16 protein-coding genes and 1 pseudogene are annotated in these 15,156 nt (G+C 71.5%); 5 read left to right on the forward strand and 12 right to left on the reverse strand.

Annotated elements, in window-relative coordinates:
* Nucleotides 1-41 precede the first annotated feature (41 nt).
* Together pknB and ENC19_RS23250 are read left to right on the forward strand one after the other, a co-directional pair.
* Entirely contained in the window at nt 42-2,030 is a 1,989-nt protein-coding gene (gene pknB / locus ENC19_RS23245; protein WP_164449213.1) for a Stk1 family PASTA domain-containing Ser/Thr kinase, read from the forward strand.
* Nucleotides 2,030-2,929 (forward strand): deoxyribonuclease IV, encoded by a 900-nt coding sequence (locus tag ENC19_RS23250; RefSeq protein ID WP_164449214.1) that lies wholly within the window; start codon nt 2,030-2,032, stop codon nt 2,927-2,929. Before pknB ends, ENC19_RS23250 begins: the two co-directional genes overlap by 1 nt.
* Before the next feature lie 86 nt (nt 2,930-3,015).
* Here the strand turns inward: ENC19_RS23250 and ENC19_RS23255 are convergent, their stop codons facing one another.
* The 4 genes from ENC19_RS23255 to ENC19_RS23270 form a co-directional block, all read right to left on the reverse strand.
* Entirely contained in the window at nt 3,016-4,044 is a 1,029-nt protein-coding gene (locus tag ENC19_RS23255; RefSeq protein WP_164449215.1) for a threonine aldolase family protein, read from the reverse strand.
* Nucleotides 4,045-4,082: 38 nt separating this feature from the next.
* Nucleotides 4,083-5,489, reverse strand: a complete 1,407-nt coding sequence (locus ENC19_RS23260; protein ID WP_164449216.1) for a class II 3-deoxy-7-phosphoheptulonate synthase — start codon at nt 5,487-5,489, stop codon at nt 4,083-4,085.
* An 87-nt stretch (nt 5,490-5,576) separates the two neighbouring features.
* Nucleotides 5,577-6,059, reverse strand: a complete 483-nt coding sequence (locus ENC19_RS23265) for a hypothetical protein (RefSeq protein ID WP_235945044.1) — start codon at nt 6,057-6,059, stop codon at nt 5,577-5,579.
* 155 nt (nt 6,060-6,214) lie between these two features.
* On the reverse strand, nt 6,215-7,843 hold the full coding sequence (locus ENC19_RS23270; RefSeq protein WP_164449217.1) for a glycosyl hydrolase family 18 protein: 1,629 nt from the start codon (nt 7,841-7,843) through the stop codon (nt 6,215-6,217).
* A 202-nt stretch (nt 7,844-8,045) separates the two neighbouring features.
* Between ENC19_RS23270 and ENC19_RS23275 the strand changes: the two genes are divergently transcribed.
* On the forward strand, nt 8,046-8,534 hold the full coding sequence (locus ENC19_RS23275; RefSeq protein ID WP_164449218.1) for a glutathione peroxidase: 489 nt from the start codon (nt 8,046-8,048) through the stop codon (nt 8,532-8,534).
* A 244-nt stretch (nt 8,535-8,778) separates the two neighbouring features.
* On the opposite strand, the gene ENC19_RS23280 is transcribed toward ENC19_RS23275, so the two are convergent.
* From ENC19_RS23280 to ENC19_RS23310, 7 genes are all read right to left on the reverse strand, one after another.
* On the reverse strand, nt 8,779-9,345 hold the full coding sequence (locus tag ENC19_RS23280) for a GNAT family N-acetyltransferase (protein WP_164449219.1): 567 nt from the start codon (nt 9,343-9,345) through the stop codon (nt 8,779-8,781).
* On the reverse strand, nt 9,345-9,824 hold the full coding sequence (locus ENC19_RS23285; RefSeq protein ID WP_164449220.1) for a GNAT family N-acetyltransferase: 480 nt from the start codon (nt 9,822-9,824) through the stop codon (nt 9,345-9,347). Before ENC19_RS23285 ends, ENC19_RS23280 begins: the two co-directional genes overlap by 1 nt.
* A 191-nt stretch (nt 9,825-10,015) precedes the next feature.
* On the reverse strand, nt 10,016-10,384 hold the full coding sequence (locus tag ENC19_RS23290; protein ID WP_328824355.1) for a DUF2203 domain-containing protein: 369 nt from the start codon (nt 10,382-10,384) through the stop codon (nt 10,016-10,018).
* Between the two features lie 77 nt (nt 10,385-10,461).
* Nucleotides 10,462-11,280, reverse strand: coding sequence for a pyrroline-5-carboxylate reductase (proC, locus tag ENC19_RS23295; RefSeq protein ID WP_164449221.1), 819 nt, complete (start codon nt 11,278-11,280; stop codon nt 10,462-10,464).
* Nucleotides 11,281-11,350: 70 nt separating this feature from the next.
* Entirely contained in the window at nt 11,351-12,379 is a 1,029-nt protein-coding gene (locus ENC19_RS23300; protein ID WP_093401195.1) for a 6-phosphofructokinase, read from the reverse strand.
* A 156-nt stretch (nt 12,380-12,535) separates the two neighbouring features.
* Entirely contained in the window at nt 12,536-13,030 is a 495-nt protein-coding gene (locus tag ENC19_RS23305) for a pyridoxamine 5'-phosphate oxidase family protein (protein ID WP_164449222.1), read from the reverse strand.
* Between the two features lie 107 nt (nt 13,031-13,137).
* A complete protein-coding gene (locus ENC19_RS23310; RefSeq protein WP_164449223.1) occupies nt 13,138-13,635 on the reverse strand; it encodes a polyadenylate-specific 3'-exoribonuclease AS in 498 nt (165 codons plus the stop codon).
* Between the two features lie 263 nt (nt 13,636-13,898).
* On the opposite strand from ENC19_RS23310, the gene ENC19_RS23315 reads away from it, so the two are divergent.
* A complete protein-coding gene (locus ENC19_RS23315; protein WP_164449224.1) occupies nt 13,899-14,591 on the forward strand; it encodes a Crp/Fnr family transcriptional regulator in 693 nt (230 codons plus the stop codon).
* Nucleotides 14,592-14,671: 80 nt separating this feature from the next.
* Here the strand turns inward: ENC19_RS23315 and ENC19_RS23320 are convergent, their stop codons facing one another.
* Entirely contained in the window at nt 14,672-14,863 is a 192-nt protein-coding gene (locus ENC19_RS23320; RefSeq protein WP_235945045.1) for a hypothetical protein, read from the reverse strand.
* Between the two features lie 197 nt (nt 14,864-15,060).
* Between ENC19_RS23320 and ENC19_RS31560 the strand changes: the two are divergent.
* A pseudogene (locus ENC19_RS31560) lies at nt 15,061-15,144 on the forward strand (zinc-ribbon domain-containing protein); the annotation flags it as partial.
* Nucleotides 15,145-15,156: the final 12 nt, after the last annotated feature.

The following is a 15,156-nucleotide window of genomic DNA, read 5'->3' on the forward strand; positions in this document are numbered from 1 at the left end:
CGGTTCAACCTTCGTCCCTCCGACACATAGACTGCCTGCCGATGGACACACAGGTCGCCGACACGTTGCTGGGCTCGCTGATCGACGGGCGCTACCGCATCCGCGGTCGCGTGGCCCGTGGCGGCATGGCGACCGTGTACACCGCCACCGACGAGCGCCTCGAACGCACCGTCGCAGTCAAGATCATTCACTCCACCCAGGGATCCCCCGGGCAGTCGGGTCGACCCAGCTTCGTCGACCGGTTCACCGACGAGGCGAAGACGATCGCCCGGCTCACCCACCCGAACGTGGTGGCGGTCTACGACCAGGGCACCCACGCCGGGCGGCCGTACCTGGTCATGGAGTACGTCCGCGGCCGTACCCTGCGCGAGGTGCTGGCCGAGCGGCGCCGACTCAACCCGGACGAGGCGCTGGCCATCACCGAGCAGATGCTCGCGGCCATCGGCGCCGCCCACCGGGCCGGCCTGGTGCACCGCGACGTGAAACCGGAGAACGTGCTGGTCGCCGAGGCGCCCAGCGGCGGTCCGGCCAACCTCGTCGACAGTGTGGTCAAGGTGACCGACTTCGGGCTGGCCCGGGCCGTCGAGGCGAGCACCGACCACGACAGCGGAAACCAGCTGATGGCCACCGTGGCGTACGTCGCTCCGGAACTGGTCACCGACGGCCGGGCCGACGCCCGCACCGACGTCTATTCGACGGGCATCGTGTTGTTCGAGATGCTCACCGGCCGGGTGCCGTACGACGGCGACCGGCCGATCGACATCGCCTGGCAGCACGTCGACCGCGACGTTCCCGCACCGTCGACGCTGGTGCCCAGCCTGCCGAGGGTGCTCGACGATCTGGTCGCCCGCGCCACCCGTCGTGACCCGGCGGCCCGCCCGGGCGACGCCGGCACGCTGCTGGCCGAGGTGCAGGTGGCCCGGGACGGGCTCGGCAGTCCGAACAGCCACACCGCCCGGATCGCCCCGGTGACCGACGGCCCGGCGGTGTCGCAGCCGACGATGATGGTCGCGCCGGTACGTCCGCCCGAGCGACCGACCTGGGCCCGCCTGCCGGAAGGCGGCTCACCCGCTCGTGGTCGACGCCGGGCGACGCCGGGCGGTGGCGACGATCTGTGGGCCCGACTGGCCGGGCTCGGCGCCCGGCTGACCGGCCAGGGCGGCGGACGTCTCGGCGTGGCGGCCGTGGTCGTGGTGCTCGGGTTGGTGGCCGCGCTCGGCGGCTGGTGGTTCGGCGTCGGCCGGTACACCACGGCGCCGCAGCTGGTCAGCATGAGCAAGGCGGAGGCGGAGGCACAGGCCACCCAGGCCGGCTTCGAGGTGGTCTACGCCGACCCGCGGTACGACGACCAGATCCCCCGCGACGGGGTGCTGGGACAGGATCCCGCCGCGTCCGCCCGGATCCTCAAGGGCGGCACCATCACCCTCACCCTGTCGCTCGGGCCGGAACGCTTCGAGTTGCCGGACGTGGTCGGCAAGGAGTTCGACCTGGCCGAGGCCGACCTGGTCAGCGCCCAACTCGAGGTGGTCAAGGGCACCGCCCGGTACGACGACAGCCTGCCCGAGGGCATCGTGGTGGCCACCGACCCGAAGGCGGGCGAGGAGGTCAAGCCGGGCGACGAGATCACCCTGATCCTCAGTAAGGGCCGGGCCCCGATCACCGTGCCGAACCTGGTGGGCAAGAACCTCAACGACGCCCGTAACCAGATCGCGCAGCTCGGCCTGGTGCTGGTGGAGCCGACGCGCAAGGAGTCCGACAAGCCGCGTGACGAGGTGATCGGCCAGAGCCCGGCCGCCGGTGGCGGCGTGGAGAAGGGTGCCCAGATCCGGCTGGAGGTAAGCGAGGGGCCCCCGCTGGTGACCGTGCCGCGCGTCGTCGACCTGCCCTGCCAGCAGGCCAAGCAGGTGCTGGAGAGCCAGGGCTTCCCGGTGGCGGTGCAGTTCAACCCGAACGCCGTCACCCGGTTCCAGAACCCGAACGAGAACGCCCAGGTCGCCCCGGGTACCCAGATCACCATCGGGTGCTTCTGATGCCGGCACCGGATCCCGGGCACCGGCCGATCGGTTCGCACACGCCCACCTCGGGTGGGCTGGCCAGGGCGGCACTGCCGTACGTCGACGCGGCCGGCTCCGAGGTGGCGCAGGTCTACGTCGGCAACTCCCGGGGCTGGGCGATGCCGGCCGGCGATCCGACGCAGGACGCGCTGTTCCGCGACGGCTGCGCCGAACGCGGCGTCGCCGTCTACATCCACGCCTCGTTGCTGGTCAACCTCGGCTCACCGACCGCGGCAACTGTCGAGCGGTCGGCCCAGAGCCTGGCGCACGCGCTACGCCGAGGTGCCGCGATCGGCGCACGTGGGGTGGTCTTCCACGCCGGCAGTGCGGTGGACGCCGGGCACGCCGAAGCGGCCATGCGGCAGGTACGCGAGTCGCTGCTGCCGCTGCTCGACTCGACCGCCGACGCGGGCGGCCCGATGCTGCTGGTCGAGCCGAGCGCCGGCGGTGGCCGGTCACTGGCCTGCCGGGTGGAGCAGCTCGGGCCGTACCTCGACGCGGTGGATCGGCATCCGCAACTCGGAGTCTGTTTCGACACCTGCCACGCCTGGGCCGCCGGGCACGACCTGGCCGTCGAGGGCGGGATGACCGCCACGCTGGACGCCCTGGTGACCGCCGTCGGGGCGGACCGGCTCCGGCTGGTGCACGCGAACGACTCCAAGGACCTGTGCGGTTCCACCCGGGACCGGCACGAGAACATCGGCAAGGGCATGATCGGCGAACCCGCCTTCGCCGAGCTGATGCGTCATCCCGTCACCGCCGGCGTCCCGATCGTCGTTGAGACCCCCACCGAACGCCACGAGGGCCACGCCACCGACATAACCACCCTCCGCCGCCTCCTCCCTCCCCCTGATCCCCACCCCCACCTCCGTTGATCATGAGGTTGGCGGCACTCGCGGAGATCGAGATCGCCGCTAACCTCATGATCAACGGAGGTGGCGGGTAGGGGCGGGAGGCGGGGTTAGCGGCGGAGGATGTGGGTGAGGGTGGTGGCGGCCTGGTCGATCTGGGTGTCGGTGACGTCCAGGTGGGTGACCAGGCGGGCAGTGCGGGGACCGAGCACCGAGATCAGTACGCCCTCGGCGCGGGCGGCGGCGGCCAGCGTGGGCGCGTCCAGCGGGGCCTTCGTCAGGTCCAGCGGAACGATGTTGGTGCGTACCGTGGTGGCCAGCACCCCGAACGGGGCGATCGCCTCCGCCAGCCGAGCCGCCTTCGCGTGGTCGTCCGCCAGCCGGTCGATGTGGTGGGCCAGCGCGTACCGGCCGGCGGCGGCCAGGATGCCGGCCTGGCGCATCCCACCGCCCATCCGCTTGCGGATCACCCGGCCCCGCCCGATCCGGTCGGCGGAGCCGACGACAAGTGAACCCACCGGCGCGCCGAGCCCCTTGGACAGGCAGACCGACAGGGTGTCGAACAACGCGCCGTAGCTGGCCAGGGGCACCCCGTCGGCGACGTGGGCGTGCCAGATCCGAGCACCGTCGCAGTGCAGCGCCAGCTGCCCGGCGTCGGCGATCCGACGCAGCTCACGCAGCGTGTCCAGGGGAATCACCCCGCCGCCGCCACGGTTGTGGGTCTGCTCCACCGCGATCGCCCGGGTGGGCACCGCCCAGTAGCCGTCCGGACGCACCATGGCGGCCACCACATCCGCGTCGAGCTCGGCGCCCACCGGCGGCCAGGTCCGCGAGGTGACGCCACCGTACGCGGCGGCGGCTCCCATCTCGTACGTGACCACGTGCGCGTCGGCGTCGCAGAGCAGCTCCGCGCCGGGCGGCACCAGCAGTTGCAGGGCGATCTGGTTGGCCATCGACCCGCTCGGGCAGAACAACGCCGCCTCGTGCCCGAACATCGCGGCGACCTCGGCCTCCAGGGCGTTGACCGTCCGGTCCTCGCCGTAGACGTCGTCACCCACCTCGGCACCGGCCATGGCCTGCCGCATCGCGGCGGTGGGCCGGGTCACCGTGTCCGACCGCAGATCGATCAGATCAGCCACTGTCGTCCCTCCGGCCGCCGACTGCGGGGCTCGCAAGCTCAGCCACGGAGCATCTCCGCGACGAGGAAGGCCAGCTCCAGTGACTGTTGGGTGTTCAGGCGGGGGTCGCAGGCGGTCTCGTAGCGGTCGGGCAGGTCGAGGTCGGCGATGCCCTGGGCACCGCCGAGGCACTCGGTGACGTCCTCGCCGGTCAGCTCGACGTGCAGACCGCCCGGGTGGGTGTCCAGGCCACGGTGCACCTCGAAGTAGCCGAGCACCTCGTCGACGATCCGGTCGAAGTGGCGCGTCTTGTAGCCGTTCGACGACTCGTGGGTGTTGCCGTGCATCGGGTCGCACTGCCACACCACCTTGGCGCCGGCGGCGCTCACCTTGGCCACGATCGGCGGCAGCGCGTCCCGGACCTTGTGGTTGCCCATCCGGCTGATCAGGGTGAGCCGGCCGGGGACGTTGTCCGGGTTCAGTTTCTCGCAGAGCTCGATCGCCTCGTCCGGAGTGGTGGTCGGGCCGAGCTTGACCCCGATCGGGTTGGCGATGCGGGAGATGAAGTCGATGTGCGCGCCGTCGATCTGCCGGGTGCGCTCACCGATCCACAGGAAGTGCCCGGAGAGCCCGTACGGCCGGCCACCGGAGACCCGGGTCAACGCCCGGTCGTACTCCAGCGCGAGCGCCTCGTGCGAGCAGTACAGGGTGACCGTACGCAACGCCTCGTCGTCGGTCATCCCGCAGGCGCGGATGAACGCCAGGGCCCGGTCGATCTCCCGGGCGATCGCCTCGTACCGCTCACCGGCCGGGGAGTTGCGCACGAAACCCTTGTTCCAGTCGTGCACCGCGTGCAGGTCGGCCAGCCCGCCGGCCAGGTAGGCCCGCAACATGTTCATGGCGGCGGCCGAGTTCGCGTACGCCCTGATCATGCGCTGCGGGTCGGCGACCCGCGCCTCCGGCGTGGTCTCCAGCGAGTTGATCATGTCGCCGCGGTAGGCCGGCAGGCCCCGCGCGTCGGTCGGCAGCGACCGGGGCTTGGTGTACTGCCCGGCCACCCGGGCCACCTTCACCACCGGCAACGACGCGCCGTAGGTCAGCACGATCGCCATCTGCAACAGGGTGCGGGCGTTGGCCAGCAGGTGGCTCTCGGTGTTGTCCGCGAACGTCTCCGCGCAGTCACCGCCCTGGAGCAGGAACGCCTTGCCCTCACAGACCAGCGCCAGGCGCTGGCGCAACTGATCGACCTCGTACGGGGCGACCACCGACGGCACGGTGTCGAGCACCTTGCAGACCTCGGCGACCTGGGCCGCGTCCGGCCAGGGTGGGGTCTGGGCGCGCGGCAGCTCCCGCCAGCGGTCCAGGCCGAAAGCCTCGTCCTCGGCGGAGTCGATGGTCGGGCGGCTGGTCTGCAGCACCGGGCTGCCCACGGCGGGATGACTCAACTGATGCCACTCATGGCGCATGGTATTCAGCGTACGGCGACCAGCCGGGTGGGCGACCGGCGAGGGGCCGGGTTCCGGCAGATGGACGACCCTCGACGGTGGCGCAGGTCAGGGCGTGGGTGCCGGGGCGGGACTGTGCCCGCCGGGCCGTTCGTCCGAGATGCACCAGTCGAGCCCGTCGCGGGTGACGGTGAACAGCAGCGGACGGGTGGCCTTCTTCTTGCCGACGGTCACCGTGACCGCGGTGCTGACCTCCTGCCCGGACGGGCCGGGCCGGATGTCGGTGATCTCGGACTTCGACACCTCGAAGTGGTCGGCGAAGTCGCCGTTCGGCTCGGTGGCGGCAACGTCGAACGCCTCGTGCAGCACCGCGCAGAGCTGACTACGACCGGCCGCCACGTCCTTGGCCGCCATCGCGTCCAGGTACGCCTGGACCCGCTCGCGGGACTTCAGCATGGCCTCCTCGGCCGGCGCCCGTCCGGGCTGCTCCGCCTCGGGCTCACCGCCGACGAAACCACAGCCGACCAGTGCGAACGGCAGGCTGGCCAGCAGCGCGGCGGTGCCCGCAGCACGTCGGTACGTGGCCCGCATCGTCACCTCCCTCGATGGCGGACATCGAGACACGGTCGAGCGGCGAGTCTGTCACACCGCCGTCCGGGCATCGGGATCGACCCCGGACACGCCGGACGGGGAGGGGCCGGTGCGGGGCCCCTCCCCGTCGTGTGGGTGGTGCGTCGACCGTCGGCTCAGCCGAGGCCGCCCTTGATGGCGCTGATCAGCTCACCGTTGGTGGTGTCACCGGAGAGCTCCCAGAAGAAGGCGCCACCGAGGCCCTGGTTCCTGGCGTACGTCATCTTGCCGCCGATGGTCGACGGGGTGTCGTAGCTCCACCAGTTGCTGCCGCACTTGGCGTACGCCGTGCCGCCGACGGTGCCGGTGGCCGGGCAGGTGTTCTTGAGCACCTTGTAGTCCTCGATGCCCTGCTCGTAGGTGCCCGGCGCCGGCCCGGTCGCGGTGCCGCCCGGCGTGGACTGGGTGACCCCGGTCCAGCCCCGGCCGTAGAAGCCGATGCCGAGCAGCAGCTTGTTGGCCGGGATGCCCTTGCTCTTGAGCTTCTGGATCGCCGCGTCGGACCAGAAGCCCTGCTGCGGAATGCCGGAGTACGAGTACAGCGGCGAGTGCGGAGCGGTGGGGCCCTGCGGGGCGAAGGCGCCGAAGTAGTCGTACGTCATCGGCATGATCCAGTTGAGGTGGGTGGCGGCACCGGCGTAGTCGGTCGCGTCGATCTTGCCGCCGTTGCTGCCGTCGGCGGTGATCGCGGCGGTGACCAGGTTGTTCGAGCCGAACCGGGCACGCAGTGCGCTCGCCACGTTCTTGAACGCGTTCGGGCCGCTGGCGTCACAGGTCAGACCGCAGGCGTTCGGGTACTCCCAGTCGATGTCGATGCCGTCGAAGACGTCCGCCCAGCGCGGGTCCTCGACCAGGTTGTAGCAGCTCTCGGCGAAGGCGGTCGGGTTCTGCGCGGCCTGGGTGAAGCCGCCGGACCAGGTCCAGCCACCGAACGACCAGATCACCTTGAGGTGCGGGTACATCTTCTTGAGCTTGCGCAGCTGGTTGAAGCTGCCGCGCAGCGGCTGGTCCCAGGTGTCGGCGACGCCGTCCACGCTGTCCGCGGCGGTGTACGCCTTCTCGTAGTCGGCGTAGCTGTCGCCGATGGTGCACCGGCCGCCGGTGGTGTTGCCGAAGGCGTACAGGATGTGGGTCAGCTTCGACGCCGAGCCGCTGGTGTGGATGTTCCGCACGTGGTAGTTGCGGGCGTAGACGCCCCACTGGGCGAAGTAGCCGACCACCTTCTGCGCGCCCGGGTTCGGCGGCGTGGTGGTCGGGGGCGGGGTGGTCGGCGGGGCGGTCGTCGGCGGCGTGGTCGTGGGTGGGGTCGTGGTGGGCGGTGCGGTGGTGGTCGGCGGCGTGCTGCCGCCGCCGCACGACGCGCCGTTGATCGTGCAGTTCAGCGGCGCCCGGTACGCGCCGGTGCCGTTGTAACCCCAGCTGAAGGAGGCGCCCGGGGCCAGCGCACCGGCCCAGCTCTTCTTGACCGCCACATAGCGGTTGCCGTTGCGGGTGACGTCGGCGTCCCAGGAGCTGCTGATGCTGGTGCCCGAGGGCAGCTCGAACTCGATACGCCAGGTGCTGACGCTGGCGTTCGACCCGTTGGTGATGGTGACCCGCGTTTCGTGCCCCGTTCCCCAGTCCGACACCCGGGTGAACGAGGTGGTCACGCTTCCGGCGCCGAACGCCGAGGCCATCGGGACCGTGGCGACGGTCACCGCGACCACGGCGCCGACCCAGAGGGCCCGGCGAAGCGATCTCTTCATGTGGCGTCTCCAAACAGTTAGGAAACTTTCCAAAAGGATGAGGAGACGCTACTCACACGCCACCACTTCGTCAAGATGGCCATGTATCGATTGCCCCGGACGGCCAGATCGACGTCACCGCCGGCCGAGGGTCGGATACCACTCGGTAACCTCACCCCACCCGCCGCGCCCGCGAGCACCGGCGCGGCGGTAGCCTCCGGGCATGACCGTCTTCGACATTCCGATCGGCGCACTCGCCGGCGGCCCGGCCGACCTCGCCCAGTACCGTGGACGCGCCCTGCTGATCGTCAACGTCGCCTCCCGCTGCGGCCTCACCCCGCAGTACGCGGGCCTTCAGGCCCTGCAGGACGAGTACGCCGACCGCGGGCTGACCGTGCTCGGCGTGCCGTGCAACCAGTTCGCCGGCCAGGAACCGGGCAACGCGGCGGAGATCAGCGAGTTCTGCCAGGTCAACTACGGGGTGACGTTCCCGATCACGGAGAAGGTCGACGTCAACGGCCCCGACCGTCACCCCCTGTACGCGGCCCTGGTGGACACCGCCGACGCCGACGGGCACGCCGGTGACGTCCGCTGGAACTTCGAGAAGTTCCTCGTCGCGCCCGACGGCTCCGTCGCCGCCCGCTTCGCCCCCACCGTCACCCCCGACGACCCCACCCTCCGCACCACCATCGACAAGAACCTCCCCGCGTAACCAGCTGCCGCCTCGTCGATCATGCAGTTGTGGTCGTTCTTTCGGGGCTTTCGCACCCTTATGGACCGACCCGAACTGCATGATCGACGAAGAGGGCGGGGAGAGTGCGGGGCGGAGTAGGTTCGGGATGGGTCAACGCGGTGGAGGGGTCAGCATGGCGACGGTGGGCGTGCTGCGCGCCGCGCTCGCGGACGCCGGCTGGCCCGGCCGCGGTCCGGCACCTGCCGGCGAGCTGCCGTTCGACTCAGTGCGACCCGGTGCCGGCGCGCCGGGCCCGCCACTCGGGTGCCAGCACCGACCAGATCTCCAGGTCGACGCGGCCCCGCGGTCCCGGCAACGTCTCCCGCAGGACACCGTCGCGGCGCATGCCCAACCGACGGGCCACCGCGATGCTGCGCACGTTGCCGGCGTTGGTACGCCACTCGACGCGGTGCAGCCCGCGCTCGACGAGCACCCAGTCGATGAGCCGTTCCACCGCCCGGGTCACCAGCCCTCGCCCCTCGGCGGCCGGTTCCAGCCAGCAGCCCGCCTCGCACACCCCGGACGCCGCGTTGAGCGACACCAGCAGCACCCCGCCGACCAGGGTGCCGCCCGACCAGATACCCCAGATGCCGCCGTCGTCGCGGGCCCAGCGGTCGGCGTAACGCTGGAGCACGTGCCGCGCCCCGTCGAGGTCGGTGGCCACGAAGGACGGCGACACCCACGGCGCGATGTGCTCCCGGGCCCGGTCCAGATTGCCCAGGAACTCCTCGGCGTGCCACGGGTTCAGCGGCCGCAGTTCGGCGTCCTCACCCAACGCTGTGGCGAACATCAGACTCCTCCGTCCCGCCGCATCGCGACCATCGACGTGGGACGGAAGCCCAGCTCCCGGTAGAGCGGCTCGCCCTCCGGGCTGGCCTTCAGCTCCACCGTGCGTACGCCGCGCTCGGCGAACCAGTCGAGTAGCGCGCCCAGGCAGACCCGCGAGAAACCCCGACGACGGTACGCCGGATCGGTCGCCACGTTGAAGACGTACCCGGACCGGCCGCTCGGATCCGCCGGCCCGCCGAGCCGCAGGTCGACCACCCCGACCGCACAGGCGGCAAGCGTCCCGGGTCGGCCCGGCGCGTCGACCACGTAGGCGGCGAGGTCGGCCTCCGGATCCGGCAGCTGCCGCCGGAGCGTACGCAGGGCGGTGTGCTGCCATTCGCCGGGCTCCGGCGGCGCGCCGTCCAGCGCACCCAACATGACCGCCCGCAGCCGGACCAGTTCCCGGGCGTCGTCCACACTCGCCCGCCGCACTCCACTCACCGGCAGAGACTAGCCGCCCTCGCGTCTCGGCCCCGACCGGCGTCTCCCCTGCCGCCCGCTACCGGCCGAGGCTCCGCACGCCTGAGGATCGTCGACGAGGAGGGCCAGGCCCGCATGGCGGAGTGGAAGGTACCCGGCAGCGATCGGGTCGGCACGACGGCAAGTGCTGCGGGTACCGGCCGACGGCAGGGTCAGATCGGGCGGCGGCCGGCGAAGCCGCAGTCGGCGCGGTGGTACCAGCGCACGTCGGTGTCCCCCTCCAGCCAGCACCAGAGCACCTGTCGCCCCTCGCGCTCACCTGGGAAGTCGAGCAGCACCGGTGCCACGCTCTTGACCTCGATGCCGTGCTGCTGAATCTCGTCGAGGACCGCGTACAGCCGGGCCTCCAGGCCCTTGACCTCTGCCCGACCACCGAGCGCGCTGAGCCCGTGGCCGGCCAGGTCGGCCTGCAACTCGGCCAGATCTGCCCGGACCCGGATCAGTTCCTCGATCCGGGGATGCAGGGTTGCCACCAGGTGCCGGGCCTGGGCGAGAGTGAACACCGCGCCAGTATGCGCCACCCGGTTGATCATGAGGTTGGCGGCAGTCCAGCGCAACTACTGCCGCCAACCTGATGATCAACGCCAGAGAGGGTTGGTCAGTCGGCTTGGGTGGCCAGTTCGCGGGCGCGGTCGCGGGCGGCTTCCAGGGCGGCCAGCAGGGCGGCGCGGACACCGTGGTTCTCCAGTTCGCGGATCGCCGAGATGGTGGTGCCGGCGGGTGAGGTGACCGCCTCGCGCAGCTTGACCGGGTGCTCGCCGGAGTCGCGCAGCATCACCGCCGAGCCGATCGCGGTCTGCACGATCAGGTCGTGCGCCACCTGGCGGGGCAGGCCGAGCAGGATGCCGGCGTCGGTCATCGCCTCGACCAGCAGGTAGAAGTAGGCCGGGCCGGAACCGGACAGGGCGGTCACCGCGTCCTGCTGGGTCTCGGGTACCCGGATCGTGGCGCCCAGTGGCTTGAACATCTCCTCGGCCAGCGCCAGGTGCTCACCGGTGGCGTGCGCGCCGGCCGAGATCGCGGTCATCGCCTGGTCCACCAGCGCCGGGGTGTTGGTCATCACCCGTACCACGGGGGTGCCCTCGGGCAACCGGCGGCTGAAGAAGCTGCTCGGCAGGCCGGCGCAGAGCGAGACCAGCAGCTTGCCGGCTGGCACCTTGGGGCCGATCTCGTCCAGCAGCGCGGCGGCGTCCTGCGGTTTCACCGCGACGGCCAGCACCTCGGCCTCGTCCACGGCGGTGAGGTTGTCCACCACCCGTACGCCGTAGCGGGCGGCCAGTTCCTCGGCGCGGGCCGGGCGGCGGGCGGTGGCCAGCAGCCGGTCCGCCGGCCAGCCGGACCGCAGCAGCCCGGAGAGCACCAGCTCACCGATCTTGCCCGCACCGATCACCGCGACGGTGTGCACCTCGGCTGACACCTGGCGTACCCCCTTCGTGGGCCGGCGTCGCGGCGGGCCCGAGGCCCGGACCGCGACGCCGGAGCGACGATCAGCTACCGAAGAAGACCTCGGCCTCGGCGTACCGCTCCAGCGGCACGGTCTTCAACTCGGCGGTGGCGTCGGCGAGCGGGACGCGGACGATGTTCGTGCTCTGCATCGCGACCATCTTGCCCCAGTCGCCCTCGTGGGCGGCGTCGATGGCCTGCAGGCCCAGCCGGGTGGCGAGCACCCGGTCGAACGCGGTGGGGGTGCCGCCGCGCTGGATGTGGCCGAGCACGACGGTGCGGGCCTCCTTGCCGGTCTTGGCTTCCAGCTGCTCGGCCAGCCACTGGCCGATGCCACCGAGCCGCACGTGCCCGAACGCGTCCAGCTCCTGGTTCTGCAGGACCATCTGGCCCTCCAGCGGCTGGGCGCCCTCGGCGACCACGACGATCGGGGCGTACTGGTGCTGGAAGCGCTTCTCGACGTAGCCGGCGACCTGCTCGACGTCGAAGTTCCGCTCGGGGAGCAGGATCACGTTGGCGCCGCCGGCCAGGCCGGCGTGCAGGGCGATCCAGCCGGCGTGCCGGCCCATCACCTCGACCACCAGGGTGCGGTGGTGGCTCTCGGCGGTGGTGTGCAGGCGGTCGATCGCCTCCATGGCGATGTTGACGGCGGTGTCGAACCCGAACGTGTAGTCGGTCGCGCCGAGGTCGTTGTCGATGGTCTTCGGCACGCCGATGACGTTGACGCCCAGCTCGTGGAGCTTGGTGGCGACGCCGAGGGTGTCCTCACCGCCGATGGCGATGAGCGCGTCGACGCCCTGCGCGGCCAGGTTGTCCTTGATCCGCTCGACGCCGTTCTCGATCTTGAAGGGGTTGGTCCGGGAGGAGCCGAGGATCGTGCCGCCACGGGGCAGGATGCCGCGGACCTCCGCGATGCCGAGCGGACGGGACAGCCCCTCCAGTGGGCCCTTCCAACCGTCCTGGAAACCCACGAACTCGTGGCCGTAGCTGGCGACGCCCTTACGGACCACCGCCCGGATGACCGCGTTGAGACCCGGGCAGTCGCCGCCGCCGGTGAGCACGCCGATACGCATGATCTGCTCATCCTCCTGGGGAGCATCTGGTCAAGCCCGATCAAGCCCCAGGATATGTGTCAGCGCGGACCTCGGCACCGTTGCCGGCCCGGGGCGGGCCGTCCCTACGAACTGTAGTCGCCGCCCGGTACGCCGCACACCGCGCCCCACTACCGGTCAGTAGCCGTCCTCCCGGCGATCGGCCGGCGACCCACCGGTCGGCGCGGCACCCACCGGGCCGATCAGCTCGACCTGCTCACCGCTGGCGTCCCAGCACCGTGCGGCCGTGGGGTGCACGCCGACCAGCGTGAGACCGGCGGTGGCCGGACCGTCCGGGAACCAGGGGGCCAGTCCGGGGTGCCACAGTCGTTCGGCGCGGGCCTGGTCGTGGTCGTCCCGGGCACTGCCGGTGATCGAGGCCCAGACCTGCGCCCGCGGGTCGTACAGGCCCAGCTCGACCTCCGGGTTCACCCGCACCTGGCGGACGGTCGCCGAGCCGGCGTACGCGAAGAACCACAACTGCCCGTCGAACTCCGCCCGTTGCAGGACCATCGGCCGGCCCACCAGCCGCCCGTCGAGGGAGATCGTGGTCATGATGCCGATCCGCGCGGCCCGGATCAGCTCGGTGATCCGGGCCCGGGCCTGCCCGCCGCCGATCACCCCGCCGCTCACGTCGGTACTCCCCTGCGCCTGCCCACGCCGGCAACTCCCTCGCCTCGGCCCCTTCGGCGAACCCGGTGCCCGGGACGGCCCGGGTCAAACCACCGAATGACCGGATCTCACGAACCGGTCATCGCCCGCCACCGGGCCAGGTTGTGCCGGGCGTCGACAAGCGCGTCGTGTCGGGCCGCCGCGGCGTTCGGCAGCGGAGGCCGCCCCCGGTCGTCCCACAACTGCCGCAACTCCTTGGTGTACCGGGGGATCTCCCGGGGCAGCGCCGGCATCGCGCCCCACAACTGCGCCAACGCCACGTGGTCGTACGCCGCGTACCAGGCCCACAGTTCCACCTCCTCGCCGGGCCGGTCCCGGATCGGCTCGACCAGGAACTCGTACAGGTCGTCGCGGATGCGTTCGCGGGACCGCCACGCCCGGTCGGCCGGGGAGGGCAGCTTGTCCAGGACGTTGCGACGGACCCAGGGCACCGCGCGGGACGCGTCGAACTCGGTGGAGACCGCGTAGAACTCGCGGCCGTGCTCGTCGACGACGCCGATCGAGACAAGCTCGACGGTCCGGCCGTCCTCGATGAACTCGCAGTCGTAGAAGTAGCGGTAGGCCATCGGGACCATCCTCGCCGACGGTCACCGCGGCCCGTCCATCGGGTCGGCGACACCGGGAGCGCTTCCATCGCCCGCACCGAGGTCATGCCCCAGCTCGAACCGGTCACGGAAGTGATTTGAGGGGTGTACAGCACGCGACCGGACCGTCATGATCTGATGTGTTACCGCTGCCGGACGCCGAACGGGTGTCGGATCACCTCGTCAGGGCCTTCAGGCTCACCCGGTGAGCGAGTTGGGGTCCTTGACCGGGGAGGGGTGGGGCCGTGGAGATGCGCCTGCCGGAGCCGGGCGACGCGCTCACCGGCGTTGACATGTTCGCCGGGCTCGAGCCGGAGGTGCGCCAGCGGGTGGTCGCCGCGGCGGTACCCCGCACCTACCGCAAGGGGCAGCTGCTGTTCGTGGAGAACGACCCGGGCGAATCGCTGATCATCCTGCGGCGGGGCGCGGTGGCCGTGTTCCGGACCGCGCCCACCGGCGAGCGGGCGATCCTGACCGTGATGCGACCGCCGGACGTGCTGGGCGAGGTCTCCCTGCTGGACGCCTCGACCCGCTCGACCTCGGCCGAGGCGATCGAGGACACCGCCGCGCTGGCGCTGTCCCGGCCGGCCTTCATGGAGCTGGTGCACTCGAACGCGCGCATCCTCGACGCGGTGATGCGGTCCCTCGGTGCGTTGATCCGCCGGTTGACCGAGCAGAACGCCGACCACGTCTTCCTCGACCTGCCCGGCCGGGTGGCCAAGACGCTGGTCCGGCTCGCCGGCGAGAGCCAGGCCCCGATGATCACCATCGAGCTGAACCAGAGCCAGCTCGCCGAGATGGCCGGCGGGTCCCGGCAGAGCGTCAACCAGGCGATCGGTTCGTTCGCCAGCCGGGGTTGGCTGCGCACCGAGGGCCGGCGGATCGTGGTCACCGACGTGCCCGCGCTGCGCCGCCGCGCCGGCATGAACGAGCGCTGAGCGGCGGCCCGGCACCGAGCGCGGCGAAGACCGAGGCGGGGCCGGGACGATCGTCCCGGCCCCGCCCGCACTCGTTGTGGTCAGGGCTTGGTGCTGCCCGGCCCGACCCATTCGGTGTCACCCGGTCCGACCCAGTCCGTACCGTCCTTGCCACCGCCGGGCACCTCGCCGACGATCCCCTGCGCCTGGAGCTGCGCGAGGGTGGCGGCGTCCACGTCCACCGAGTCTCCGGCGGAGTGGGCGACCCCGTTCCCGTCGGTCCAGTCACTCATCAGCATCACGTACACCATGGAGCTGTCCCCCTGATCAGCGGTCAACGAATCGGCTGCCTGAATCTAGCCGTTCCGAAGCGTGGTGAGCTGCCCGGCTGAGTGTCCACAAGCCAACAGCCCGGTACCCGACACTGCGTCCGGCGGCGATACTCGATGCTGCGCCCCGGGGCGTCGGGGGCCTGCCACTGGAGGGTGTCATCGCCGCGCAGTGTGACCGCTGTGGACGTACCGCCGCCGAGGGCGACCGCTTCTGCGGTGGCTGCGGCGCGGAACTCGGTGCCGTCTGCCCGCAC

The sequence above is a fragment of the Verrucosispora sioxanthis genome (assembly GCF_010560025.1).
In the GTDB taxonomy this organism is placed as follows: domain Bacteria; phylum Actinomycetota; class Actinomycetes; order Mycobacteriales; family Micromonosporaceae; genus Micromonospora; species Micromonospora palythoicola.

Bases quoted from the DNA above. Each gene is read 5' to 3' on its own strand.
- pknB (WP_164449213.1), top strand. From the start codon at position 42: ATGGACACACAGGTCGCCGACACGTTGCTGGGCTCGCTGATCGACGGG.
- ENC19_RS23250 (WP_164449214.1), top strand. From the start codon at position 2,030: ATGCCGGCACCGGATCCCGGGCACCGGCCGATCGGTTCGCACACGCCC.
- ENC19_RS23260 (WP_164449216.1), bottom strand. From the start codon at position 5,489: ATGCGCCATGAGTGGCATCAGTTGAGTCATCCCGCCGTGGGCAGCCCG.
- ENC19_RS23265 (WP_235945044.1), bottom strand. From the start codon at position 6,059: ATGCGGGCCACGTACCGACGTGCTGCGGGCACCGCCGCGCTGCTGGCC.
- ENC19_RS23270 (WP_164449217.1), bottom strand. From the start codon at position 7,843: ATGAAGAGATCGCTTCGCCGGGCCCTCTGGGTCGGCGCCGTGGTCGCG.
- ENC19_RS23275 (WP_164449218.1), top strand. From the start codon at position 8,046: ATGACCGTCTTCGACATTCCGATCGGCGCACTCGCCGGCGGCCCGGCC.
- ENC19_RS23280 (WP_164449219.1), bottom strand. From the start codon at position 9,345: ATGTTCGCCACAGCGTTGGGTGAGGACGCCGAACTGCGGCCGCTGAAC.
- ENC19_RS23300 (WP_093401195.1), bottom strand. From the start codon at position 12,379: ATGCGTATCGGCGTGCTCACCGGCGGCGGCGACTGCCCGGGTCTCAAC.
- ENC19_RS23310 (WP_164449223.1), bottom strand. From the start codon at position 13,635: ATGGCCTACCGCTACTTCTACGACTGCGAGTTCATCGAGGACGGCCGG.
- ENC19_RS23320 (WP_235945045.1), bottom strand. From the start codon at position 14,863: ATGAGTGACTGGACCGACGGGAACGGGGTCGCCCACTCCGCCGGAGAC.